The organism is Calditerrivibrio sp. (assembly GCF_049968475.1).
Classification (GTDB): Bacteria; Chrysiogenota; Deferribacteres; order Deferribacterales; family Calditerrivibrionaceae; genus Calditerrivibrio; species Calditerrivibrio nitroreducens_A.
Genome location: NZ_JBMFQS010000014.1, coordinates 1 through 23,609 on the forward strand (window position 1 = coordinate 1; position 23,609 = coordinate 23,609).

Sequence of the window (23,609 nt, forward strand, 5' to 3'; positions counted from 1 at the left end):
AAGAAATAAAGACTTACCAAATCTGCGGGGGCGGGAGAGGAATACGTAGGTGAAATTATTAACCAGATCAAACGCTTCTTGGGTTTTATCAACATAGATATAACCTTCTTCCCTTATTTTACTGAAAGTCTGTATCCCTATCGGCAATTTTTTCATTATTTGCTCCGGATTATCATACTTGATGCAAATAATTATAGTCTAATATGATAAATTGTCAAATGTAAGTTATTAAAAAGTTCAACGTTTTAACGGTTTTCGGTTCGGTTTCCGGATTCCGATTCCCGATTCGTGTATTCACACTATTTTTGCCCTTAATCCACCATACGCATCGGCAAATCTACGTGTTTGCTCATAGATGAATCATCAGGACAAACACACAGGCCTACCTCTACTTTTCTTCATTATTCTAGAGGCTCTTACAAACATAACTTATTGAAAATAGACGATCAAATCATAAAAATGAGGTGATGCTACGATAATTTGGCATAAACTCTATTGATTTTTTAAATATATATGTTAATCTTTTGTATGGCTAACAGGATTGTGATGTTTTTTGTAATCATTTCTATGTATTATCTATCCTATTTTTACAGGGTATCCACTGCTGTCATATCTCCGGACCTGATGAGGGATTTTTCGATTACTGCTGAAGCGCTTGGTATGTTGAGCGGATTTTACTTCTATACATTTGCTGCAGCTCAGTTCCCTTTGGGACCTATTTTAGATAAATATGGACCCAAGAGAACGGTAGTTTTTTTTAGCTTCTTTACTATTTCTGGTTCTTTGCTTTTTGCTCTGGCACCAAGCTATATCTATGCAGTAATCGGAAGGGCATTGATAGGTTTTGGTGTATCATGTGCCTATATGGCCACACTTAAATTTTTATCCATCTGGTTTCCCAGGGATCAATTTGCTACGTTGTCAGCGCTGTCTATGGCTATCGGCAATTTAGGGGCGCTTACTGCCACTGTACCTCTTGCTGCTATGAGTAGCTCAATAGGCTGGAGGAAGTCCTTTTTGATTATTACCTTTTTTACCGCTCTGTCGGCCTTTCTTATATGGAAATTTTTAAAAGATAAAGATGTGGAACACTCTTCAGAAAATCCGAAAGTCGATTTACTTGCCATTTTGAAGAATAAAAACTTCTGGATCATTGCAAATATGCAATTTTTCTGGTTTGGTGCTTTTGTGGGGATTCAGGGGCTGTGGGGGGGGCCGTTTTTGATGGATACATTTAATCTATCTAAAACGGAAGCCGGAAAGATAATCAGTATGATTGCAATAGGATTTATTTTTGGTGGACCTATGCTAGGTTTTCTTTCGGATAAGGTTTTTCATTCGAGAAAATGGGTAATTATTGCAGGACTATCGGTATTTATGATGTCCTTAATCATATTATCCAAGGTATCTCCGGATACATCGATAAAGGTACTTTATATAACGTTTTTTATTTACGGATTTTTTGGATCTGCAGGTATTATAGGCTATTCTCATGCAAAGGAAAGGTTTCCTCTGAGCCAGGCGGGGACTGTAATGAGCTGGATAAACTTTTTTGCTATTTTTGGAGCAGCTATTTTTCAGCATTTTTTGGGGGTGGTCATAGATCTTTATCAGAAGGTTGGTGGTAAATATCCACCTGAGGCGTATAGAACTGTTTTTCTAATATGTACAGCTGGTATCTTGCTTAGCTTATCCATTTATTTTTTCAGTGATGAAAAAGAGGATTAAGAAAATCTTCCGATTGTTATCGATATATCTATTAAATATTATTGGTATTTTATTAAAAATTAGAGTGAATTATATGTAGTTCTGATCTTTCTGGATAGTTGTGTCATATACCTTTCTTCTTCGCTAAATATACAACCGCAATACTGTTGTCTATAAATATTCATCTCTTTGCTGATTCTTATTCCATCTTTCCACCCTTCTCTGAAGTCGTAATAGTAAAATTCAACGTTGAATTCCTTTCCGAAATTTTCACCAAGATCTCTTATTTGCGCATGATTTTGGTATTTGCTGTATAGTAGAGAGGATGTGTAGTATCTAAAGCCGTTTTCAGATGCAAATTTAGCAGTATTTTTTAATCTTATGGCATAGCAGTAGCTGCACCTTTTTTCTTTTTCTACATCTTTAAATTTGAAGAAATCTCTGAGTCCATATTCATCGTTATATATAGATTTTACGTTGTAAAAATTATTAACTTTTATGACGTTTTCGAGTCTTGTGTATAGCTCCAAAACTGGATGTATATTTGGATTATAAAAATAGCCAGTGATCTCAAATTTATCTTCCAGTATAGTTATAGGGTAAATTGAACAGGGACCACAACATTGATGAAGAAGGATCTTTTCCATAACTGTCCTTTTAAAAGATGGGGTGGGATAATCCCACCCGTTTATATGCTATTTCAAACTTACATTTGGTAGATGCTTTAAAGATTCCTTTATGGCCTCTTCCGGATATTCAAAGTCTGATAATTTCCCATCAAGATATGTATCATAAGATCCCATGTCAAAAAATCCATGTCCGCTCAAACAGAAAAGAATGGTTTTGGTTTCACCAGTTTCTTTGCATCTTTTCGCTTCTTTTATGACTGCGGCAATTGCATGAGAAGATTCTGGTGCAGGGACTATAGCCTCTGTTTGGGCAAATAAAATGCCAGCCTCAAACACTTCTGATTGATGAACTGCTTCAGCGCCGATTAAACCTTTGTTGTAAAGATAGCTTACAATTGGAGAATCTCCGTGGTATCTTAAACCTCCCGCATGGATGGCGGGTGGTTCGAAATCATGACCAAGGGTATACATTTTCATTATTGGGGTAAGCTTTGCTTCGTCGCCGTAGTCGTATTCGAATACACCTTTTGTTAATGTGGGGCAACTTGCGGGCTCAACAGCTATGGCTTCGGTTTTTTTATCCCCCTTTAACATCTTTTCAAGGAATGGGAATGCTATTCCACCAAAATTTGATCCTCCACCACAGGAGGCATATATTTTGTCTGGATAATCCCCCACCAGTTCGAATTGTTTGATGGCTTCAAGACCGATAACAGTTTGGTGAAGAAGAACGTGATTTAGCACGCTGCCCAATGCATAATTTGTATCACTTCTCTGGGCTGCTTCCTCCACAGCTTCGCTGATGGCTATACCCAGAGAACCATTAGAATTCGGATTTTTCTTTAATACTTCTCTTCCGGCATTGGTGAGGTCTGAGGGGCTGGGGATCACTTCTGCCCCAAATAGTCTCATAAAAGATTTACGGTATGGTTTTTGATGGTAGCTTACCTTTACCATATATACCCTACAGGCGATATCAAACATCTTACATGCCAGTGAAAGGGCACTTCCCCATTGTCCAGCACCGGTTTCAGTGGTTAATCTCTTAATACCATTTATTTTATTGTAATAAGCCTGTGCTACGGCGGTATTCGGTTTATGACTGCCTGCAGGGGAAACACCTTCATATTTATAGTAGATTTTTGCGGTTGTTCCCAGTGCCTCCTCCAATCTCTTAGCTCTTATCAGTGGTGAAGGCCTCCAGATGGACAACACCTCCAGCACCTTCTCAGGTATATCTATCCATTTTTTATCCGACATCTCCTGCTCTATAAGGTGGGGAGGGAAGATGGATTTCATCTCTTCAAAGGTCACTGGTTTGCCGGTGAAAGGGCTGATGGGTGGATCCATCGGTGTGGGTAGGTCAGCTAATATGTTGTACCATTTTTTTGGCATCTCTTCAGGCTTTAGATATATTTTACTCATGAGTTCCTCCATGTTTGGTTAAGAGTCTTTTAACATATTTTTAAAATAAATCAACATCTTTGTAAAACATTGTTTATATATCTGTATGTCAAATATGATTTAATTTTCATTTATTCCCTTCCTGCTCAAAGAAATCCTTTTTCTTTCCATGTCTATGCTTTTTATCTTAGCTTTTATCTTATTTCCCACTTCTAAAATGTGGGAGGGATGTTTTACGTATCTATCAGAAAGTTCAGAGATATGTATAAAACCGGATTCCTTTAAACCTATATCCACAAAAACACCAAAATCTACGATATTGGTGACCTTGCCATCTATAATCATCCCCTCTTTCAGGTCTTCAATCTTCAACAGCCCCTTTTTGAAAACCACAGGATCTACCGAATCACGGATGTCTAAGTCAGGTTTTTCAAGATTTGTGATGATATCGTTTAGGGTTAATTCCCCTATTCCAAACTGTTTTGAAATATCTGCGATATTTTTTGATTTTAATGCAAGTCGTATCATTTTAGCGTTTTCGATCTGCAAACCCAGATAATTCAATAATTTATATACATTATCATACTGTTCAGGATGGATAAACATCCTATCGAGGGGCTCTGTGCCGTTGTAAATTTTCAAAAAACCTGCCGCCTGATTGTAGACCATTTCACCAATGCCCGACACATTTTTTAATTCCTCCCTTGACTTGAAGGTACCATTTTTTTCTCTATATGCAACTATCTTTTCCGATAGACCGCTATTAAGTCCCGATACATATTTCAAAAGACTTGCACTTGCGGTATTTAGATCAACACCTACGCTATTTACCACATCCACCACCACTTCATTCAAACGTTCCTGAAGTTTTTTTTGGTTTACATCATGTTGGTACATCCCCACACCTATCGATTTTGGATCGATCTTGATTAATTCCGCCAATGGGTCTATTACTCTTCTGGCAATGGAGATGGCTCCTCTAATTGTCACGTCCAGATCAGGAAATTCTTTGACACCTATATCACTTGCAGAATATACACTTGCGCCAGCTTCACTAACGATGGTGTATGAAAGGTTTAAATTTTCTTCATTTATCACTTTTGCAATAAACTCTTCTGTTTCCCGGCTTGCGGTACCATTACCTATTGCTATTGCATTTATATTATGTTTTTTTATCAGATCAAGAATACGTTTTTTACTATTTTCATAATCACATTGGGGCTCTGTGGGGTAAATAACCCCATACTCCAATACCTTACCTGTTGGATCCACCGCCGCAAATTTACAACCAGTCCTGAAAGCTGGATCAATCCCTAATATTGAAATATTCTTTACCGGAGGGGTCATTAAAAGGGATTTAAGATTTCTTGCGAAGATTTCTATCGCTTTGTTTTCAGCGTTTTCCCACAGTTCATCCCTTATTTCAAGCTCTATGGCAGGGATGACCATTCTTTTATATGCATCCCTTACCGATTTATGGCAGTAGGAATTATCTGAATAGCCTTTATTCTTTGCTATGGAAGTGATGGCTGACAATAAAAGGTCGTCATCGTGTTCATATTTAACTTTTAGAATCTTCTCCTTTTCACCTCTGAATATAGCAAGTATCCTGTGGGGTGGTAGTTTGGGGACCTCCTGTCTAAAATTGTAATAATCTTCGTAATTTGTACGCCCTTCCACATCTTTTCTTTTTTCAACAACGATAAAGGAATGTTGCCATACAAGCTCCCTTACCCTTTTTTTCACATCAAGATCATGACCTATTTTATTTATCAAAATCTCGAGGGCTTCAGATATCACCTGATCCTTTGAGGAGAATTCCTCATTTAAAAATTTTTCAGAAAAGTCAAGTATCTTATCTTCATCATCGGTAGATTGTATAAATTCTGCAAGGGGTAGTAGCCCTTTTTCAATTGCAATATCTGCTTTGGTCTTCTTTTTTGATTTGTAGGGGGTGTAAATATCTTCAACCTCTTTCAGGGTTGTTGCTGCGGCTATCAGCTTTTCTATCTCGTCTGTGAGCTTACCTTTTTCTTTTATTGCTTCTATTACTTCTATTTTTCGCTTATTTAGATTCTGTAGATAATTATATCTGTCAAGCACCTGCCTTATTGTGGTTTCCGTCATACCACCTGTTTGTTCTTTACGATACCTTGCAATGAAAGGTACAGTTGCCCCAGATTCATTAAGTTCGATAAGACTTTTAACATAATCAGGCTTTATCTGAAATTCATCAGCAATTTGATGGTACATACACACCTCATAGATCTATTTTTAAACAAAAAAAGCGGGGTATCTCCCCGCTTCTGATGATGTATAATGAAATAATTTCTAACGTTTTGAAAACTGAGAATCCCTTCTCGCTTTTGGTTTCCCCATCTTTTTTCTTTCCACCATTCTTGGGTCTCTGGTGAGGAATCCCTGAACTTTGAGAGGTTTTCTATTGTTTTGATCGATCTGTACCAGAGCCCTTGCAAGGCCATGTCTTATTGCTCCGGATTGGCCGGTTTTTCCACCACCGGCAACAGTTACATATATATCATACTTACCAACAACACCAAGTGTTTCAAGTGGTTGCATGATGATCTGTCTAAGCACTGGTCTTTCAAAGTATTCCTCAAGGCTCTTGCCGTTTACTTTGATACTACCGCTACCTTGTTTTATAAACACTCTTGCGATAGATGTTTTTCTTCTTCCGGTTCCGTAAAAATAGTTTGACATTTACTCCTCCTTAAAACTCTAATTTAACAGGCTTTTGAGCGGTATGTGGATGATCCGGTGTGGTGTAAACTTTAAGCTTTTTGATCATCTTCCTTCCAAGCCTGTTTTTGGGAAGCATCTTCTTGACAGCCAGATAGATAACTTCTTCAGGTTTTTCCTGAAGCATCTTTTCAAGTGTTCTTTCCTTCAATCCACCAAAATACCCTGAATGCCAGTAGTATTTCTTGTCTTTGAGCTTATTACCGGTAACTTTTACTTTATGAGCATTTGTAACCACGACAAAATCACCGGAATCGATGAAAGGGGTGTAGATAGCCTTTCTCTTACCCATAAGTATCATAGCAATTTCTGATGCCAATCTACCAAGTACCTTGTCTGTGGCATCCACTTCAAACCATTGTTTTGGTGCATTTTCTTTAATCCATGTAGTTTTCATTCTCTAACCTCTTCTAATACTTAAAGTTTTATATTATATTTTATAAGCTTTTGTCAACTTAAAACCCTTTTCTTCTCTCTCTTATCCTGGTAGCTTTACCCCTTAGCTTTCTCATGTAGTAGAGTTTGGCTCTTCTTACCCTACCGCTTCTTTCAACCACAATGCTGTCTATCCTTGGGGAATAAAGAGGGAATATCCTCTCCACACCAACATCCCCCACAACCTTTCTCACGGTAAATGTTGAAGCAGCTCCATTTCTGTGCATAGCAATTACAAGTCCCTTGTAAGCCTGTACCCTTTCTTTGTTACCTTCAACGATTCTAAAATTTACAGTAACGGTATCACCAACTCTGAAAGATGGGATCTCTTTAGTTTTCACTTCAGCTTCAACAGCTTCGATAAACTTATTTTTCATAATATATCCTCCTGAAACGATCTATTTATTCTATCTAAATATATTGCCACAGCACTTCTTACCGATAGATGATTAAAATCGCCAACACCGTGTATCGGTTTTAAAACATAATCGGCGAATTCCAAGATATCATCCACAAAACCCCATCCGGTGCCAAAAAGTAAAAGAATTGGTCTATCAGCAATCTCTTTTAACTTTTCTATACTAATAGCTTTCTGCTGATACCTCGCAGTAGTAGCTATAATTATAGGCGACCTATTCTCTTTTTCCTCAATACTTTTTATCACAGAAGCCAAACTATCCGTGATAACCGTGTATTCAAAAGCCTCTTTTCTATTTTCATTGTAAGTGGCACCATAACCTTTTATCCAGTGTTTAACCACCCTTGAGGCTATCTCCCTCTGGGCTGGCATAGGGTTTACAACAAAATAGTTTTTAACACCAAATGTCCTGCATGATCTTGAAATGTCATGAAGATCCATATTGGTGATAGAGGTGGTAACCACCTTACCCTCTTTATCTCTCATGGGATAGTGCATAAGTGCAACGTAAATATCAAGTTTACTTTGCGCTTCCCTGGTGAGAGACCACAATATCTGCTCTTCCTCTTTAGAAAAAGATTTTCTTAATATCATATCTGGACGATTTTGTAAAGTAGTTTTTATCGATTCCGTGATCCGCCACCTTCTTATCTCTTCGTGATTGCCTGTAATCAACACTTCCGGAACCTTTTTACCCATGAATTCAGCAGGCCTTGTGAAGTGTGGGTACTCAAGAAGCCCTGTGGTGAAAGATTCTTCGTTAGGCGAGTTTTCATCACCAAGAACGCCAGGGATCAATCTTGCAACGGCATCTATTATAGTTGCGGCAGCTAGTTCCCCTCCGGTAATCACAAAATCACCGATGGAGATCATTTCATCAGCCATAAGTTCTCTCACTCTATCGTCAATCCCTTCATATCTACCACAAACAAATGTAATATCGTCATAGCTATAAAGTCGCTCGGCGGTTTTCTGGGTAAACTGTTCCCCTCTTGGGTCGAGAAAAACAATATGTGTATCTTTTTTGGACTTTAAATCCGCAATAGCTTTATATATAGGCTTTGGCTTCATTACGAGTCCATGACCACCGCCATATTGGTAATCATCAACCGTTTTGTGTTTATCCTCTGTGTAGTCCCGTAGATTTATAGGGTTTACTCTAAAAAGACCGGTATCAATCCCCTTGGAGAGAACCCCATATTTAAATATCTCATTGATCATTTCTGGAAAGATGGTAATAACATTATAAGTCTTCATCCACCAATCCGTCTTGCCTTATTACTATCTTATGATTTTCAGCATCTATCATTAAAACATGGCTTTTATTATTTGAAATGAGGTAATATTTGTCGTCAAGACCTTTAATACGAAATATATCAGTGGATCCACCTTCAATGTAATCGATTAAATTACCAAATTTTGTCCCATTTTCATCGAATACATCTGCCCCTTCAATCTTAAACCAATAAACCTCGTCACTGTTTTCTGCTGGAAGAAGATTTTCTGGCACCAACACTTCATACCCCTTGAATTTCATAGCTGTATCTACATCATTTATATTTTCGATTTTTACCAGTAAAAGGCCATTCATGGGCTCAATATATTCAACTTTGCCAGAAAAAAGGGGTTTGCGATTTTTTCCGAGCATCAGATATTCCAGATTTTCTACCAATTCTATATTATCGGTATTCATTGTTAGTTTTATCTCTCCGTCTAAGCCGTGTGTACCTTTTACGAGACCGATTCTAAAAAACTTCATATCTACCTAAAAAAGAGCCCTTTCGGGCCCTATCTTATTCAAGAATTTCAAGAACAACTCTTTTACCTTTTTTAATTCCAGCAGCTCCAAGAATAGTTCTGATAGATCTTGCTGTACGTCCCTGTTTGCCTATTACTTTTCCTAGATCTGCAGGGTCTACCCTTAATTCAATTACAGTGGTTTTTTCGCCATCCACCTCTTTAACCTGAACCTGATCAGGCTTGTCAACAAGTGATTTCACGATGAATTCAACTAACTGTTTCATATTAGTACCTCCGCATTATTATTGTTCAGCAAATTTTTTCATTATACCGGCTTTGGAAAATAGACTGCGAACCGTATCTGTAGGTATCGCACCCGTGCCCAACCACTTTAATGCCTTTTCCTCATCGATCTTTACTTCTGCTGGATCTGGCAATGGATTATAATAACCCAATATATCAACAAAGTTGCCATCCCTTTTAGCCCTGCTATCGGCCACTACAATTCTGTAAAAAGGCCTTTTTTTACGACCCATTCTTAAAAGTCTGATCTTAGTTGCCACTTAAACACCTCCTTTTAACGCATTGGTGGGAATATATTTTTTAACATTTTTCTATCAAACTTGTTCGTTCCACCAAATTTATTTTTGAATTTTTTAAGCATCTTATTCATCTGTTCTAACTGCATTATCAGTTTGTTTACGTCATTAACTGTGGTGCCACTACCTTTTGCTATCCTTTTTTTTCTACTTCCATTGATGATGTGGGCTTTTTTTCTCTCTTCAGGTGTCATGGAATAGATTATCGCTTCAATCCTTTTAAACTGTTTATCATCCACATTTAGATCGGGTGTCGCTGATAAACCTGGTATAAGTTTCATTATAGACTCAAGGGAACCCATCTTTTTTATCATTCTAAATTGCTGTAGAAGATCGTTGAAGTCGAGACCAGTTTTTCCAACCTTTGTGGCCATCTCTTTGGCTTCTTCCGCATCAATTGCCTCTTGAGCCATTTCCACAAGGGTAACCACGTCCCCCATGCCGAGTATTCTGGAGGCCATCCTATCAGGGTGGAAAAGCTCGAATGCATCAAGTTTTTCCCCAATACCAACAAATTTTATAGGTACACCGGTTACCTCCATTATCGAGAGGGCAGCTCCGCCACGGGCATCACCATCCAACTTTGTGAAGATAACACCTGTTATCCCGATGGCTTCGTTGAACTGCTTAGCTACATTTACGGCATCCTGACCTATCATAGCATCTGCAACGAAGAGTATTTCATCCGGGTTTACGGCATTTTTGATGGACTTAAGCTCTTTCATTAGATCTTCATCTATATGAAGTCGACCGGCGGTATCGATGATGACGATATCTTTTGCACTTTTTTTGGCCTGTTCTAAACCTCTTACAGCTATTTCGGTGGCATTTTTTGATTCTTTATCATAAAAAACATCTGTTTTTAATTGACTACCAAGGACGATAAGCTGGTCGATGGCTGCAGGTCTATATATGTCATCTGCCACCAGAAGGGTGGATCTACCATCTTTATGGAAATACTTGGCAAGCTTTCCAGCCGTAGTTGTTTTACCTGAACCCTGTAAGCCTACCAGCATAATAACAGTGGGAGGGTTGGGCTTTAGGTTTATTTTGGATGTATGACTTCCAAGTATCGATACCAGTTCGTCATGTACGAGCTTTATGAATACCTGATCCGGGGTAAGAGATTTTAAAACGATCTCCCCAATTGCTTTAGATTGGACATTATCGATGAATTTTTTTACAACTTTATAGTTGACATCCGCCTCAAGCAGTGCAATCCTTACCTGCTTTATGGCTTCCTTTATATTCTCTTCAGTAAGTTTAACCTCTCCACGGAGTTTACGGAATACCCCCTGGAGCTTCTCGTTTAGTGCAGCAAACATCGTTTATCCTTATCACCTGCTACATACTTATTTAATTGTGAACAGCAAATATATAAAAGAGTAATGTATATGTCAAGTATTTTTTCTGTAAATTTAGAAAAAACTTGATTATTTGCAAAATTGAATGTAATAATTTAAGGTTAAATAATTATAAGAGGTAAAGATGAGAATTGCAGTAATAGGTACAGGTTATGTTGGTTTGGTGACAGGGGCATGTTTGGCTGAGTTTGGGATGTTTGTTACCTGTGTGGATATTGATGAGAAAAAGATTGAGAAATTAAAAAGGGGAGAGATCCCTATATATGAACCTGGGCTTGATGACATTGTTGCAAAAAATGTGAAAGAGGGGCGACTTACTTTTACCACTAACATAGCTGAGGCTGTGAAGAATAATCTGGTTGTATTTATTGCCGTGGGTACTCCATCCTGTGAGGATGGTAGTGCAGATTTGAGATATGTGGATCAGGCGGCAAGAGATATTGCCCAAAATCTAAATGGTTATAAAGTCATAGTGAATAAAAGTACCGTTCCTGTGGGAACCGGTCAACGGGTGAAAAATATCATTAGATCTATTGCAGGGGAGAAGGTGCGTTTCGATGTGGTAAGTAATCCTGAATTTTTAAGGGAAGGTGCCGCTGTGAATGATTTTTTGCGGCCGGATAGGATAGTAATCGGTGCTGAAAGTGAAGAGGCTATTGCCATAATGAAGGATGTGTACAGTGCCCACTACCTCAATGAAGCTCCTTTTGTAATAACTAATATAGAAACTGCAGAGATGATAAAGTATGCCTCAAACGCCTTTTTGGCATTGAAGGTCACATTCATAAATGAAGTGGCAAATCTATGCGAATATGTGGGGGCGGATGTCCATAAAGTTGCAAAAGCTATGGGGATGGATGGCAGAATCGGTCCAAAATTTCTTCATCCGGGGCCAGGTTATGGTGGATCTTGTTTTCCTAAGGATACCAGAGCATTATCATACATCGCCAGATCAAATGGCTACACCTTCCAGATTGTGGATACTGTGATAAAGGTGAATGAAGAGCAGAAGTTGAGGATGGTGGATAAGATCTTAAAACTTATGAATATCGAGAAAAAAGATGGTGCTTTGGAAGGTTTTAGGTTTGCTATTTTAGGCCTGGCCTTTAAGCCAAATACCGATGATATGAGGGAATCCCCTTCCATTACAATCATAGATGAACTTTTGAATTTGGGGGCAGAGGTCAACGCTTTTGATCCTGAAGCTATGGCGAATGCAAAGGAATTTTTTGGTGATAAAATCTGTTATTGCAAGGGTGAGTATGAAGCAGTCAAGGAGACAGATTGTCTTGTGATAGTGACGGAATGGAACCAGTTTAGAAAGCTGGATATGGAAAAGATAAAATCCCTGATGAGGAAGGCAAATCTTGCGGATCTCAGAAATATATACGAACCTTCAAAGATGAAAGCCCTTGGATTCAATTATACTTCTGTGGGAAGGCTATAGTAGATGGGTAAAAAGTTTATAAGAAATTTTAGCATTATAGCCCATATAGATCATGGAAAGTCCACCCTTGCGGATAGGCTTATAGAATATACAGGGGCTATTGACAAAAGATTGATGAAGGATCAGCTGCTGGATTCAATGGATATAGAAAGGGAAAGGGGGATTACCATCAAGGCCCAGACGGTTAGACTGCAGTACACCGCCGATGATGGTAATACCTATCAGCTAAATCTTATAGATACTCCGGGGCATGTGGATTTCACATATGAGGTTTCCCGCAGCCTTGCGGCCTGTGAGGGGGCATTATTAGTGGTGGATGCTTCTCAGGGGGTGGAAGCCCAAACTATAGCAAATGTTTATATGGCTATAGAGCAAAATCTTGAGTTGATACCGGTTATAAATAAGATAGATCTTCCAAGTGCAGATGTTGAAAGGGTGAAGAAGGAGATTGAGGATGTCATCGGTATCGATGCTTCCCATGCTGTAGCTGCGAGTGCAAAAGAGGGGATAGGGATCAAGGAGATTTTAGAATCGGTGGTAAAATATATCCCGGAGCCAAAAGGAGATGTAAATTCACCGTTAAAAGCTATGGTTTTTGATTCGTGGTATGATTCTTACCAGGGGGTAATAATCCTGATCAGAGTAATTGATGGGGAATTAAAGGTGGGGGATACCTTCTGCTTTATGTCCAATGATAAAGAGTACAATGTGGACAAAGTGGGGGTTTTTACACCACTTGCAAAAAACGTTGATAAGTTATCTGCAGGTGAGGTTGGATTTGTCATATCAGGAATTAAAGAGCTTAAAGATGTCAGAATAGGCGATACCCTTACCGATCCTAAGAACAAGACAAGGGAGCCATTTCCAGGATTTAAACATATAAAACCTGTGGTCTTCTGTGGGTTTTATCCTATTGATACAAAAGATTTTGAAGATCTCAGGGATGCATTGGAAAAGTTATCCTTAAATGATAGTTCCTTCACCTACGAGCCGGAGAATTCTGCCGCTCTGGGATTTGGGTTTAGATGTGGTTTTTTAGGGCTTTTACATATGGAGATTATTCAGGAGAGGTTGGAAAGGGAGTTTGACCTAAACCTTATTACCACTGCACCTATGGTTATATACAAAGTTTATAAGACGAATGGTGATGTGGTGGAAGTTGATAACCCTGTAAAGTTTCCAAACCCTAGTGAGATCTCATATATCGAAGAGCCGATAATAAAAGCTACCATTATTGTCCCAAATGAATATGTGGGTAATGTGATTCAGCTATTGCAATCCAGAAGAGGGTTTCAGAAAAATATGCATTACATGTCCTCCACACGGGTGATACTTGAGTATGAGGTGCCCCTTTGCGAGATTGTTTTGGATTTCTACGATAAACTAAAATCGATTACCAAAGGTTATGCTTCTTTTGATTATGAGCATGCTGGATACAGAGAAGCCGATATGGTAAAGCTCGATATATTAATAAATGGTGAACCAGTTGATGCGTTGAGTATCATAGTACACAGGGATCAGGCATATTACAAGGGGCGGGATCTGGTGGAGAAGATGAAGGAGGTTATCCCCCGTCAGATGTTTGAAATAGCCATTCAGGCAGCACTTGGTAATAAGGTAATTGCCAGATCCACCGTAAAGGCTTTTAGAAAAAATGTAACTGCCAAATGCTACGGTGGAGATATAACGCGAAAGAGGAAACTTCTGGAGAAGCAGAAAGAGGGTAAAAAAAGGATGAAGATGGTGGGAAAGGTGGAGATTCCTCAGGAGGCCTTTTTGGCCGTTCTCAAAATAAATGAAGATTAAAAAGTAAGAGGAGCTTGATAGATGAGCCAGGAAGAGGTTGTGGTAAAAAAGAATAGATTCAAAGACACTATCGATTCAATTGTGGTGGCTTTTGTGGTGGCGATGATCATAAGGGCATTTTTCATACAGGCTTATAAAATCCCTTCCGGTTCTATGCTGAATACACTTTTAATAGGGGATCACATTCTCGTGAACAAAGTGGCTTATCTTTTCACAAAACCTAAAAATGGGGATATAATAGTTTTTGAATACCCCCTTGAGCCAGAAAAGGATTTTATAAAGAGAGTTATAGCTGTCCCCGGTGATAGAATAAAAATGGTGAATAAGAAAGTTTTTCTAAATGGCAAACCTTTGAATGAGAGCTATACAAGATATGAATCGGAAATGGTTTTCCCTGAATATATGAATCCAAGGGATAATTTTGAAGAGATCACAATCCCAAAAGGGTACTATTTTGTTATGGGGGATAATCGTGATGCCAGCTTTGACAGTAGATTTTGGGGGTTTGTACCTGAGAAGTCCATTAAGGGTAAAGCATTGATAATATATTGGTCGTGGAATTTTGGGGAAAAATTTGAGTTTAGATTTAATAGACTATTGAAATTAATTAAATAATAATATAGTTATGCTCTATGGATACGATAAAATTTTTAATAAAACTGTTTATCACAGGCTATATCATTTATACTGCGATACTGTTTGCTTTGCCTTTTGCAAAATTTAAGATTTATGAGGCTGCAGCAAAAAATATCATAAAAAACGAAATAGGCTTTACTCCAGAAAAAGTAAAGTATTTGCTGATTAAAGAGGCAAATGATGCTATGATTGAATTAACATCTGATAATATAACCATGAAAGATTATGAAAATTATATTACAATTACTATAGAATATGCTTCGGATGTAAAATTACCATTAACAAACAAGGTATTCACTTTTAAGCATAAAATAGAAGAAAATAGAAAAAAGGAGACTATACAATGAACCTGAAGTACAACAGAATTTTATTGAAATTAAGTGGTGAGGCCCTCATGGGGGAACAGAACTACGGGATAGATGGTGATGTGGTAAAATTTATTGCTCAGGAGATTAAAGAGGTATACGACATGGGGGTAAGCATAGGAATAGTTGTAGGTGGTGGTAATATCTTCAGGGGGGTATCTGAATCGGCCAAAGATATGGACAGGGTTTCCGCAGATTACATGGGGATGCTTGCCACTGTGATAAATTCCCTTGCACTGCAGAACGCCCTTGAAAATATTGGGGTTCCGACGAGGGTGCAGACGGCAATCGAGATGCGTCAGATAGCAGAGCCTTACATAAGACGAAGAGCAATGCGCCATTTGGAAAAGGGTAGGGTGGTAATATTTGGAGCTGGTACCGGTAATCCATATTTTACCACAGATACAACGGCAACGCTTAGGGCATCTGAGATCAATGCCGAAGTTGTGTTGAAAGCCACAAAGGTGGATGGTGTCTACACGTCAGATCCCAAGAAAGATCTTAATGCGGTTAAATTTGATACTGTAACCTACCTTGATGTATTGAATAGGAACCTAAAGGTAATGGATTCCACCGCCATATCGATGTGTATGGACAATAAAATTCCTATAATAGTTTTTGATCTTTATGGTAAAGGGAATCTGAAAAAGATAATAAGTGGAGAGAAAATAGGAACTATAGTGGAGGGATAACTATATGGTAAGCGATCTATTTAACAAAACAAAAGAGAAGATGGAAAAAACACTGGATCATTACAAAACGGAGTTAAAATCTGTTAGAACCGGTAGGGCATCCGTTTCACTTTTTGACAACATTAAAGTGGACTATTACGGAACTCCCACACCACTTTCACAGGTGGCCGCATTGAATGCAGAGCCAAGGATGATAATTATCCAACCATGGGAACCAAGCATGATAAAGCCTATTGAAAAAGCAATTCTGTCAAGTAATCTGGGGCTCACCCCTTCAAATGATGGAAGGGTTATCAGGGTACCTATCCCACCTCTTACAGAAGAAAGGAGAAAAGAGATCGTAAAATTGGTTAAGAAGATGTCCGAAGAGGCAAAAATAGCCATAAGAAATGAGAGAAGGGATGCTATTGAAAAACTGAAAAAGATGGAAAAGGATAAAGAGATCTCAGAGGATGACAATAAAAAGGGGACTGAACAGATTCAAAAGCTCACAGATGAGTACATAAAAAAGATTGACGAGATAACAGAGAAGAAAGAAAAAGAGATAATGGAAATATAATGGTTAAAAAACCTCTAAAGATACCACTTCATGTGGGTATTATTATGGATGGAAATGGTAGATGGGCAAAAAAACACCTTCTACCAAGGGTAATGGGGCACAGGGAGGGGGTAAAAACCGTCAAAAGGATTGTGGAACATGCGGCAAATATGGGGATAGAATACCTGTCCCTTTTCGCATTTTCCACTGAAAACTGGTTTCGCCCGAAGGAAGAGGTTTCAACATTGATGGGGCTTCTGGATGACTATCTTGATAGTGAGATGAAAAATATCGTGGAAAAGGGGATCTCTCTTCGGGTATCAGGTGATATCTCAAAGCTAAGGGAAGCAACGAAAAGTAAGCTTATTGATATTATTGAGGCTTCAAAGGATAACAGGAGAATGGTTTTAAATCTTGCTTTGAATTATGGAGGTAGGGATGAGCTATCAAGAGCTGCATCAAATTTAGCCCGGGATTTTGCCTCCGGTAAAATAGCTGAATCGGAGTTGGAGCTATTATTTAAAAACTACCTTTATAATCCTGACATCCCTGATATAGATCTTTTAATAAGAACGAGTGGTGAGATAAGATTAAGCAACTTTATGCTGTGGCGGCTTGCCTATAGTGAGCTATATTTTACAAAAGTGTTGTGGCCGGATTTTAGTGAAAAAGATTTTGACGAAGCGATAGCAGATTACAACAGGCGGATAAGAAGATTTGGAAAAACCGATGAGCAGATTCTTAACAAGTGAAAAGTTAAAGCGGATTATTACTGCTGTTTTACTTATACCACCTTTGATTATTGCTGTTATAAAGCTCAATCACTTCTGGTTTTTTATGCTGCTGCTTGTTTTTATATATATAGCTACATATGAATTTTCCAAATTGATCGAAGCTGGAGGGTCAAAATATCTCAAAATACCAACATATATCGGCACATTTCTCATCCCCTATGGATTTTATCTAAACGATTTTAAGATGTTTTTGCTGACGGTTTTTGTTGTATCTTTTATGTCGCTTTGTATTAAATTACTGGGTAATCAGCCTCTGGAATCGACTTTTAATACAGTAGGGATAACATTTTTAAATGTTTTCTATGTTCCATTTTTCTTTTCATTTATCATGCTTCTCAGGAATATCAACTATCACTATATATTTTATCTCTTCGTGATAATATTTGCCAGCGATACATTTGCATACTTTTTTGGGATTAAGTTTGGCAAACATAGACTATACGAGATAATCAGTCCCAAGAAGAGTATTGAGGGGCTTGTGGCAGGTATCATGGGGGGGATTATAGGTGCATTCATCTACTCAGAGATATTTTTAGACATAGGTATACTATACACACTGATATCATCGATACTTGTGATATTTGCCGGTGTAATAGGTGATCTTACGGAATCTATGTTTAAAAGGAAGGCTGGGAAGAAGGATTCCGGCAACATCTTCCCGGGGCATGGTGGGATGCTGGATAGGGTGGATGCTTTACTGTTTGGGGCACCGGTATTATACTTTTTTGTAAGTTCTCTTGGGCTATGAAAAAAATTGGAATAGTTGGTTCTACAGGTTCTATAGGCACTCAGGCCATTGATGTAATAAAAAGACACAAAGATAGATTTGATTTGGTCTTTCTAACATGTCATGGAAACATAGATCTTCTTACAAAACAGATCAACGAATTAAGCCCTCGTTTTGCCGTTTGTACTGGCGGGGATGGTGAAATAATCAGTGGCAAAACAAAGGTATTAAACGGTATGAACAATCTTATATCATTAATTGAAAATGAACCTCTGGATCTTATTTTAATCGCTGCAACGGGCTTTGCAGGTGTTATGCCCACCTATAAAGCAGCCGACAGGGGAATAGAGATAGCATTGGCAAATAAAGAATCGATAGTGGCGGCAGGTCCAATAATTATGGACACTGCTTATAAAAAAGGAGCCACTATAATCCCGGTGGACAGTGAACATTCTGCGATATTTCAATGCATTATGGGTCAGGATAGGAGTAAGGTGGAAAAGGTTATCCTGACTGCTTCTGGGGGCCCCTTCAGATATAGACCATACGATTCGATAGAGCTTGTGAGAAAGGAGGAGGCTTTAAGGCATCCGAACTGGAATATGGGAGCAAAAATAACCATCGATTCGGCAACGATGATGAACAAAGGGCTGGAGCTGATTGAAGCAAGGTATCTGTTTAATCTTACACCGGAAAAGTTGGGGGTGATTATTCATCCACAGAGTATCATACATTCCATGGTATCTTTTATTGATGGGTCGATGCTTGCCCAACTTGGGTATCCGGATATGAGAACACCTATTTCCTTTGCCCTCGACTATCCAAACAGGATAAGCTCCGGGGTTAGAACGTTAGATTTCAGGGAGATTCAACAGTTGACATTTTTAGAGGTGGATTTTAGAAAGTATAGATGTCTTGAGCTTGCTATTTCAGTGCTGAATAAAGATAAAAATAGTCTTATGATCGTAATGAATGCGGCAAATGAGGTGGCGGTGGATGCTTTTTTGAAGGATAGGATAAGCTTTCATCAGATATACAATGTAATAGAGGATACCCTTTCAAATTTTTCCGAAAAGGATGTTTTAGAGATTGAAGAAATCTTTGAAATAGATATTTTATCAAGAGATGTGGCAAAAAAAATTATAGGTAAAATGGAATCGTAAGTTTATAAGAGGTGTAGATGTCTGCTTTAATTGCGGTAATTGCTTTTGGTGTCCTTGTGTTTATCCACGAACTTGGTCATTTCATATTTGCTAAGATTTTTGGCGTTTATGTGGAGAAATTTTCGATAGGTTTTGGGCCTAAGGTATTTGGTAAAAAGATAGGGGAAACGGAGTATCTTCTATCTGCTGTGCCACTTGGTGGATACGTCAAGATGTATGGGGAAAACCCCGACGAAACGGTTCAGGATAGTTTAAAGGATAAGGCATTCAGTAATAAAAAGCTATACCAGAAGTCTTTAATCGTTTTTGCGGGTCCTCTTTTTAATTACCTTTTTGCAATTCTGTTATTCTGGATTGTATTTAACCTGGGGATTCATACACTAAAACCTGTTATAGGTGAGGTTCAAAAGGATATGCCTGCGGCTAAGGCTGATATAAAAAGCGGGGATGCCATTTTAAGTATAAATGGATTAGAAATCAAATCCTGGGATGATATGGCAAGGATAATTAAAGTAAGTGTCAATAAACCTCTGTTGATAAAGATAAAACGTGGTGAAGATATACTGGAAAAAACTGTTACTCCACAAACTGCAAAATCAAAGAACATCTTTGGGGAGGATATAAATATAGGGCTATTGGGGATAAAACCTTCCGGGGAAACCTTCCTTCAGCGGTTTGGCCCTGTGGAGTCATTTGTAAAGGCAAACCAAAAGTGTTATGAAATCGTTGAGCTTACATTTTTGGGGATTGTGAAGATGTTCCAGAGGGTGGTACCCGCAGATAACATAGGTGGCCCGATAATGATATTCCAGATGACTAAAGATGCGGCACAATTTGGGCTTACGCCACTATTGACCTTTGTGGCACTGATAAGTATAAACCTTGCCATTTTGAATTTGCTACCTATCCCTGTACTGGATGGTGGGCATCTGTTGATCTACGCAATCGAAGCAATAATCCGCAGACCCTTGAGTGAAAAGGCAAAATCTATAGCCATTCGTATTGGGATGAGTTTTTTAATCGGGTTGATGGTGTTTGCTTTTTATAATGATATAATGAGAATCTTTAGAGGTTGATATGCACGAAGCCAGTATTGCCCAGAGTATTCTGGAAATTGTAATAGAAACGGCTATGAAAAATAACGTATCTAAAATTAAAGCTGTAAATCTTGTGATTGGCAAACTATCGGCAGTGGAAAAGGATTCTCTAACAACCGCCTATGATGTTTTGAAAGAGGGGACCATTGCATCTGAGTCTGTATTGAATGTCGATATTATTGATATTAAAGGCAGATGCAATGATTGTGGGCATGAAACGACTTATGATGACTACTATTTTGCATGTAAAAAATGCGGTTCGTATAATGTGGAGATTTTAGAGGGTGAGGAGCTATCTATAAAAGATATTGAGGTGGAGTGATGACTAAAAAGGTTGAAGTGAAAGAGGGGATACTTGCAAAAAATCAGATAATAGCTGACAGGCTTAAATTGCTTTTCTCTGAGAAAAAGGTTTTCGTGATAAATTTTGTTTCATCCCCCGGTAGTGGTAAAACGTCGATACTTGAAAAAGTACTTCCCATTCTGAAGGAAAGGTTTCGTATCTTTGTTATCGAAGGGGATTTGCAGACGGAGAATGATGCCGAAAGGATAAGAAAAATAGGTGTGGATGCCCATCAGATAACCACTAATGGGGCTTGCCATCTGGAGGCTGCATGGGTGGAAAAGGTCGTTTCTAATCTTGACCTTGACAGGATAGACATCATTGTAATAGAGAATGTGGGTAATCTTGTGTGTCCATCTTCATATGATCTCGGTGAGGATCTAAAAGCCGTAGTTGTAAGTACGACTGAGGGGGAGGATAAGCCGATAAAATATCCATCCATGATGAGGGTTTCCTCAGCTTTTGTGCTTAATAAAATAGATCTCGTCCCATATCTAAATTTTAATCTGGATAAATGTATCGATTATGCAAGGGGGGTAAACGGATCCCTTGAATTTTTCAAGACATCCTGTTTTACAGGTGATGGGATAAGGGAATTTGCGGAGTGGATTGCAAAAAAAGCGGAAGAGAAAATAGGTAAGTAGATTGAGAATCTTAGGTGTGGATGAGGTTGGTAGAGGATGCTTTGCCGGTCCTGTGGTGGCTGTAGCTATAGTATTAAAAGATGGTTTTTACGATAAAAGGATAATAGATTCCAAAAAACTGGCTGAAAATAAGAGGGTGGTGCTTGCCGAGCTCATAAAAGAGAATATGCTGGACTGTGGTATCGGGGTTGTTTGTGCTGGATTGATCGATAAATTGAATATTTTAAGAGCCACAAAGCAGGCGATGCAGATGGCGATATCCAGAATCAGGGTTGGCTATGATAGGGTTGTAATAGATGCTGTAAAATTAAATAATCTCAATACCCCTTATGAGGCACACATAAAAGCCGAGGACAAATTTATGGAGGTGGCGGCGGCATCGATAGTGGCAAAGGTTTATAGGGATAATCTTATGAAAGATATGCACTATCTTTTTCCTCAATACAACTGGTATAAAAATAAGGGTTATGGTACGCCGGATCATATTGAAGCTATTCGTAAATTTGGCATTACCTCTCTGCACCGCAAAACCTTTCTAAAGGGGATAAAATGAGTAAAAAAGAAGGGGATACGGGGGAAAATCTCGCAGCCGAATATCTTATCTCAAAAGGGTACAGGATACTTCATAGAAATTTTAGGTGTCGTTTTGGGGAGATTGATATTATCGCATCAAAAGGCTCCGTTGTGGCATTTATTGAAGTAAAATATAGAAAAACCGAAAGATTTGGTAAAGGTTTTGAAGCGGTTTCCCAAAGAAAAATTGAAAAGATCCAGAAGGCATCCCAATATTTTATCTCAACAAATCCGGATAGATACCATTATCGATACGATGTGATCTCCATCGATAATGGCAAGATAACACACATTGAAAATGCTTTTTCGTATGAATAGTGAAAACTATTTAGATATTATAAAAAAACTCGCACTCCAGATAAAAAATGAGCCCGCGAGATATGTTTTTGATAAATTTATTTCTGAAAACAATTTTAATTCTAATATTCGTAGGATGTTGGGGGATCTATTTTTCGAGTCGATAAGGTATTATAGAAGGTTGGTTGAGGATCCAGATTTTAATCTGGAACAGGTCAAAAATGAGGTTTGTTCAAAAGATCTTACAATACAGGATCTTACTGATATATTTGGCTTAAATGGTGAAATTGCTGAATATGTGAGCGAATCATTAAACGATATAAACGATTACAAATTTTTGCTATCACGTGGGCCACTTACCTTGAGGGTAAACCCTATGAAGATGACAAGAGACAGATTGTTATCTTTACTTAAAGATTTTAAGCCTATAAAAACGGAGATTTCGCCATTTGGTATTAAGCTAAACAGTAATATAAATGTTAGACAGCTTCAAGAATTTAAAAAAGGTTTTTTTGAGATACAGGATGAAGCCAGCCAGCTTGTATACAATTTGGTTGCCCCAAAACCGAATGAGAAGATTTTAGATCTTTGTGCTGGCACCGGCGGGAAATCGATTGCTCTACAATCCTGTTCTTACAATACCCTTGACCTTCACGCCACTGATATTTCTAACGATAGACTTACTATTTTAAAAAAAAGATCAAAGGTTTTGGGATTGAAGATAAAGGTGGTGAATAACCCTTTTCAACATTTCTACGATAAAGTTCTCCTAGATGTCCCATGCTCTGGTAGTGGAGTAATCAGGCGGGACGTGGATAATTTAATAAGGATGGATAAAGATAGGTTGCTGGAACTGGTAAAGACCCAGAGGATACTACTTAACAAAGCGATTAATTTTGTGAAGAAGGGTGGTGTGATTGTTTATGTTACCTGTAGCTTTCTTAAAAAAGAGAATGAAGAGAATATCGAGTATATATTAAATGAGTATCGTAATCTGCGTTTTGTGGAGGTTTGTGATATTTTAGATGCTAATATTGTGAAAAAATTAAATCTTAAAAGCTACTTTAAGACCTTCCCAAGATATTATGCGATGGATGGCTTCTTTGGAGCTGTACTAAGGGTCCATTAGCAGTAATGTATTATGTATCTAATATTTAACTCTTTTTTAGGTTTGCTTTAATGATGTATAAGTATATTTTATTGTAGAATAATATAAATAATACCTCGAGTGAGAAATTAACCATGAGATTCTGCCTCTGTTTTGCTAATTTCGTTACTGGCATACTTGTTATGAAAGATAAAACGAAAAGAGATGCTATCTCTTCATCTGTAAGCTTTGGTTTTCTACAGATATTCAAGTAGTGATGAGGGCTTACAGACAATATAACAGAAAATATATTTGCATTATGTCCGGTACGATGCAAATAACTT

General features: G+C 38.2%; 28 protein-coding genes and 1 pseudogene. 16 read left to right on the plus strand and 13 right to left on the minus strand.

Translation table 11 applies throughout. The features are described 5' to 3' along the window. A partial coding sequence (locus ACP5Q2_RS09335) for an AAA family ATPase (RefSeq protein ID WP_428099482.1) occupies positions 1 to 156 on the minus strand: 156 nt, incomplete at its 3' end. Between the two features lie 372 nt (positions 157 to 528). Here ACP5Q2_RS09335 and ACP5Q2_RS09340 point away from each other — a divergent pair. Continuing rightward, a complete protein-coding gene (locus ACP5Q2_RS09340; protein ID WP_428099447.1) occupies positions 529 to 1,728 on the plus strand; it encodes an MFS transporter in 1,200 nt (399 codons plus the stop codon). A gap of 59 nt (positions 1,729 to 1,787) precedes the next feature. Here ACP5Q2_RS09340 and ACP5Q2_RS09345 read toward each other — a convergent pair whose 3' ends face one another. The 11 genes from ACP5Q2_RS09345 to ffh all read right to left on the minus strand — a co-directional run bounded on the left by ACP5Q2_RS09345 (position 1,788) and on the right by ffh (position 11,017). Next, positions 1,788 to 2,354, minus strand: a complete 567-nt coding sequence (locus tag ACP5Q2_RS09345) for an epoxyqueuosine reductase QueH (protein WP_424606315.1) — start codon at positions 2,352 to 2,354, stop codon at positions 1,788 to 1,790. A gap of 48 nt (positions 2,355 to 2,402) precedes the next feature. Next, positions 2,403 to 3,761, minus strand: a complete 1,359-nt coding sequence (locus tag ACP5Q2_RS09350; protein ID WP_424606314.1) for a TrpB-like pyridoxal phosphate-dependent enzyme — start codon at positions 3,759 to 3,761, stop codon at positions 2,403 to 2,405. 99 nt (positions 3,762 to 3,860) lie between these two features. Next, the gene (locus ACP5Q2_RS09355) at positions 3,861 to 5,993 is read right to left on the minus strand and encodes a helix-hairpin-helix domain-containing protein (protein WP_428099451.1); all 2,133 of its coding nucleotides are present in this window, start codon (positions 5,991 to 5,993) and stop codon (positions 3,861 to 3,863) included. Positions 5,994 to 6,071: 78 nt separating this feature from the next. Then, positions 6,072 to 6,461: a 30S ribosomal protein S9 gene (gene rpsI, locus ACP5Q2_RS09360; protein ID WP_424606312.1), complete on the minus strand. Its 390-nt coding sequence runs from the start codon at positions 6,459 to 6,461 to the stop codon at positions 6,072 to 6,074. Positions 6,462 to 6,471: 10 nt separating this feature from the next. Next, positions 6,472 to 6,897, minus strand: coding sequence for a 50S ribosomal protein L13 (rplM, locus tag ACP5Q2_RS09365; RefSeq protein ID WP_013452115.1), 426 nt, complete (start codon positions 6,895 to 6,897; stop codon positions 6,472 to 6,474). Between the two features lie 58 nt (positions 6,898 to 6,955). Continuing rightward, complete coding sequence (gene rplS / locus ACP5Q2_RS09370) at positions 6,956 to 7,312, minus strand: 50S ribosomal protein L19 (RefSeq protein WP_424606311.1); 357 nt, start codon at positions 7,310 to 7,312, stop codon at positions 6,956 to 6,958. After that, the gene (gene trmD / locus ACP5Q2_RS09375; RefSeq protein ID WP_428099455.1) at positions 7,309 to 8,610 is read right to left on the minus strand and encodes a tRNA (guanosine(37)-N1)-methyltransferase TrmD; all 1,302 of its coding nucleotides are present in this window, start codon (positions 8,608 to 8,610) and stop codon (positions 7,309 to 7,311) included. The genes rplS and trmD overlap by 4 nt, the downstream gene beginning before the upstream one ends. Next, positions 8,597 to 9,112 carry a ribosome maturation factor RimM gene (gene rimM / locus ACP5Q2_RS09380; RefSeq protein ID WP_424606309.1) on the minus strand — a complete coding sequence of 172 codons (516 nt, stop codon included), beginning with the start codon at positions 9,110 to 9,112 and terminating at the stop codon, positions 8,597 to 8,599. Before rimM ends, trmD begins: the two co-directional genes overlap by 14 nt. Positions 9,113 to 9,146: 34 nt before the next feature. Beyond that, positions 9,147 to 9,377 carry a KH domain-containing protein gene (locus ACP5Q2_RS09385; RefSeq protein WP_424606308.1) on the minus strand — a complete coding sequence of 77 codons (231 nt, stop codon included), beginning with the start codon at positions 9,375 to 9,377 and terminating at the stop codon, positions 9,147 to 9,149. Positions 9,378 to 9,395: 18 nt separating this feature from the next. Beyond that, positions 9,396 to 9,656 carry a 30S ribosomal protein S16 gene (rpsP, locus tag ACP5Q2_RS09390; RefSeq protein WP_013452110.1) on the minus strand — a complete coding sequence of 87 codons (261 nt, stop codon included), beginning with the start codon at positions 9,654 to 9,656 and terminating at the stop codon, positions 9,396 to 9,398. Between the two features lie 14 nt (positions 9,657 to 9,670). After that, positions 9,671 to 11,017 carry a signal recognition particle protein gene (gene ffh / locus ACP5Q2_RS09395; RefSeq protein WP_424606307.1) on the minus strand — a complete coding sequence of 449 codons (1,347 nt, stop codon included), beginning with the start codon at positions 11,015 to 11,017 and terminating at the stop codon, positions 9,671 to 9,673. Between the two features lie 163 nt (positions 11,018 to 11,180). On the opposite strand from ffh, the gene ACP5Q2_RS09400 reads away from it, so the two are divergent. Genes ACP5Q2_RS09400 through ACP5Q2_RS09470 form a run of 15 tightly spaced genes read left to right on the plus strand, consistent with a single transcriptional unit; the run spans position 11,181 to position 23,307 of the window. Further along, positions 11,181 to 12,503 (plus strand): UDP-glucose dehydrogenase family protein, encoded by a 1,323-nt coding sequence (locus tag ACP5Q2_RS09400; RefSeq protein ID WP_428099459.1) that lies wholly within the window; start codon positions 11,181 to 11,183, stop codon positions 12,501 to 12,503. 3 nt (positions 12,504 to 12,506) lie between these two features. Then, positions 12,507 to 14,309: a translation elongation factor 4 gene (lepA, locus tag ACP5Q2_RS09405; protein ID WP_428099462.1), complete on the plus strand. Its 1,803-nt coding sequence runs from the start codon at positions 12,507 to 12,509 to the stop codon at positions 14,307 to 14,309. A gap of 21 nt (positions 14,310 to 14,330) precedes the next feature. Then, the gene (gene lepB, locus ACP5Q2_RS09410) at positions 14,331 to 14,924 is read left to right on the plus strand and encodes a signal peptidase I (RefSeq protein ID WP_424606304.1); all 594 of its coding nucleotides are present in this window, start codon (positions 14,331 to 14,333) and stop codon (positions 14,922 to 14,924) included. A gap of 17 nt (positions 14,925 to 14,941) precedes the next feature. Then, the gene (locus ACP5Q2_RS09415) at positions 14,942 to 15,292 is read left to right on the plus strand and encodes a hypothetical protein (protein WP_424606303.1); all 351 of its coding nucleotides are present in this window, start codon (positions 14,942 to 14,944) and stop codon (positions 15,290 to 15,292) included. Continuing rightward, on the plus strand, positions 15,289 to 16,002 hold the full coding sequence (gene pyrH / locus ACP5Q2_RS09420; RefSeq protein WP_424606302.1) for a UMP kinase: 714 nt from the start codon (positions 15,289 to 15,291) through the stop codon (positions 16,000 to 16,002). Before ACP5Q2_RS09415 ends, pyrH begins: the two co-directional genes overlap by 4 nt. A gap of 4 nt (positions 16,003 to 16,006) precedes the next feature. Continuing rightward, positions 16,007 to 16,561 (plus strand): ribosome recycling factor, encoded by a 555-nt coding sequence (gene frr / locus ACP5Q2_RS09425; RefSeq protein ID WP_424606301.1) that lies wholly within the window; start codon positions 16,007 to 16,009, stop codon positions 16,559 to 16,561. Continuing rightward, complete coding sequence (locus ACP5Q2_RS09430) at positions 16,561 to 17,292, plus strand: isoprenyl transferase (RefSeq protein ID WP_428099467.1); 732 nt, start codon at positions 16,561 to 16,563, stop codon at positions 17,290 to 17,292. The genes frr and ACP5Q2_RS09430 overlap by 1 nt, the downstream gene beginning before the upstream one ends. Continuing rightward, entirely contained in the window at positions 17,270 to 18,082 is an 813-nt protein-coding gene (locus tag ACP5Q2_RS09435) for a phosphatidate cytidylyltransferase (protein ID WP_424606299.1), read from the plus strand. The genes ACP5Q2_RS09430 and ACP5Q2_RS09435 overlap by 23 nt, the downstream gene beginning before the upstream one ends. Continuing rightward, complete coding sequence (gene dxr / locus ACP5Q2_RS09440; protein WP_424606298.1) at positions 18,079 to 19,224, plus strand: 1-deoxy-D-xylulose-5-phosphate reductoisomerase; 1,146 nt, start codon at positions 18,079 to 18,081, stop codon at positions 19,222 to 19,224. The genes ACP5Q2_RS09435 and dxr overlap by 4 nt, the downstream gene beginning before the upstream one ends. Positions 19,225 to 19,241: 17 nt before the next feature. Next, a complete protein-coding gene (gene rseP / locus ACP5Q2_RS09445; RefSeq protein ID WP_428099470.1) occupies positions 19,242 to 20,300 on the plus strand; it encodes an RIP metalloprotease RseP in 1,059 nt (352 codons plus the stop codon). 1 nt (position 20,301) lies between these two features. Then, positions 20,302 to 20,643 carry a hydrogenase maturation nickel metallochaperone HypA gene (hypA, locus tag ACP5Q2_RS09450; RefSeq protein WP_424606296.1) on the plus strand — a complete coding sequence of 114 codons (342 nt, stop codon included), beginning with the start codon at positions 20,302 to 20,304 and terminating at the stop codon, positions 20,641 to 20,643. Further along, the gene (gene hypB / locus ACP5Q2_RS09455) at positions 20,643 to 21,308 is read left to right on the plus strand and encodes a hydrogenase nickel incorporation protein HypB (RefSeq protein WP_424606295.1); all 666 of its coding nucleotides are present in this window, start codon (positions 20,643 to 20,645) and stop codon (positions 21,306 to 21,308) included. The genes hypA and hypB overlap by 1 nt, the downstream gene beginning before the upstream one ends. A 1-nt stretch (position 21,309) precedes the next feature. After that, the gene (locus ACP5Q2_RS09460) at positions 21,310 to 21,861 is read left to right on the plus strand and encodes a ribonuclease HII (protein WP_428099475.1); all 552 of its coding nucleotides are present in this window, start codon (positions 21,310 to 21,312) and stop codon (positions 21,859 to 21,861) included. Then, positions 21,858 to 22,199 carry a YraN family protein gene (locus ACP5Q2_RS09465; RefSeq protein ID WP_424606293.1) on the plus strand — a complete coding sequence of 114 codons (342 nt, stop codon included), beginning with the start codon at positions 21,858 to 21,860 and terminating at the stop codon, positions 22,197 to 22,199. Before ACP5Q2_RS09460 ends, ACP5Q2_RS09465 begins: the two co-directional genes overlap by 4 nt. After that, positions 22,192 to 23,307 carry an RsmB/NOP family class I SAM-dependent RNA methyltransferase gene (locus ACP5Q2_RS09470; protein WP_428099479.1) on the plus strand — a complete coding sequence of 372 codons (1,116 nt, stop codon included), beginning with the start codon at positions 22,192 to 22,194 and terminating at the stop codon, positions 23,305 to 23,307. Before ACP5Q2_RS09465 ends, ACP5Q2_RS09470 begins: the two co-directional genes overlap by 8 nt. Positions 23,308 to 23,332: 25 nt before the next feature. Here the strand turns inward: ACP5Q2_RS09470 and ACP5Q2_RS09475 are convergent. Then, positions 23,333 to 23,609, minus strand: a pseudogene (locus tag ACP5Q2_RS09475) (hypothetical protein); the annotation flags it as partial.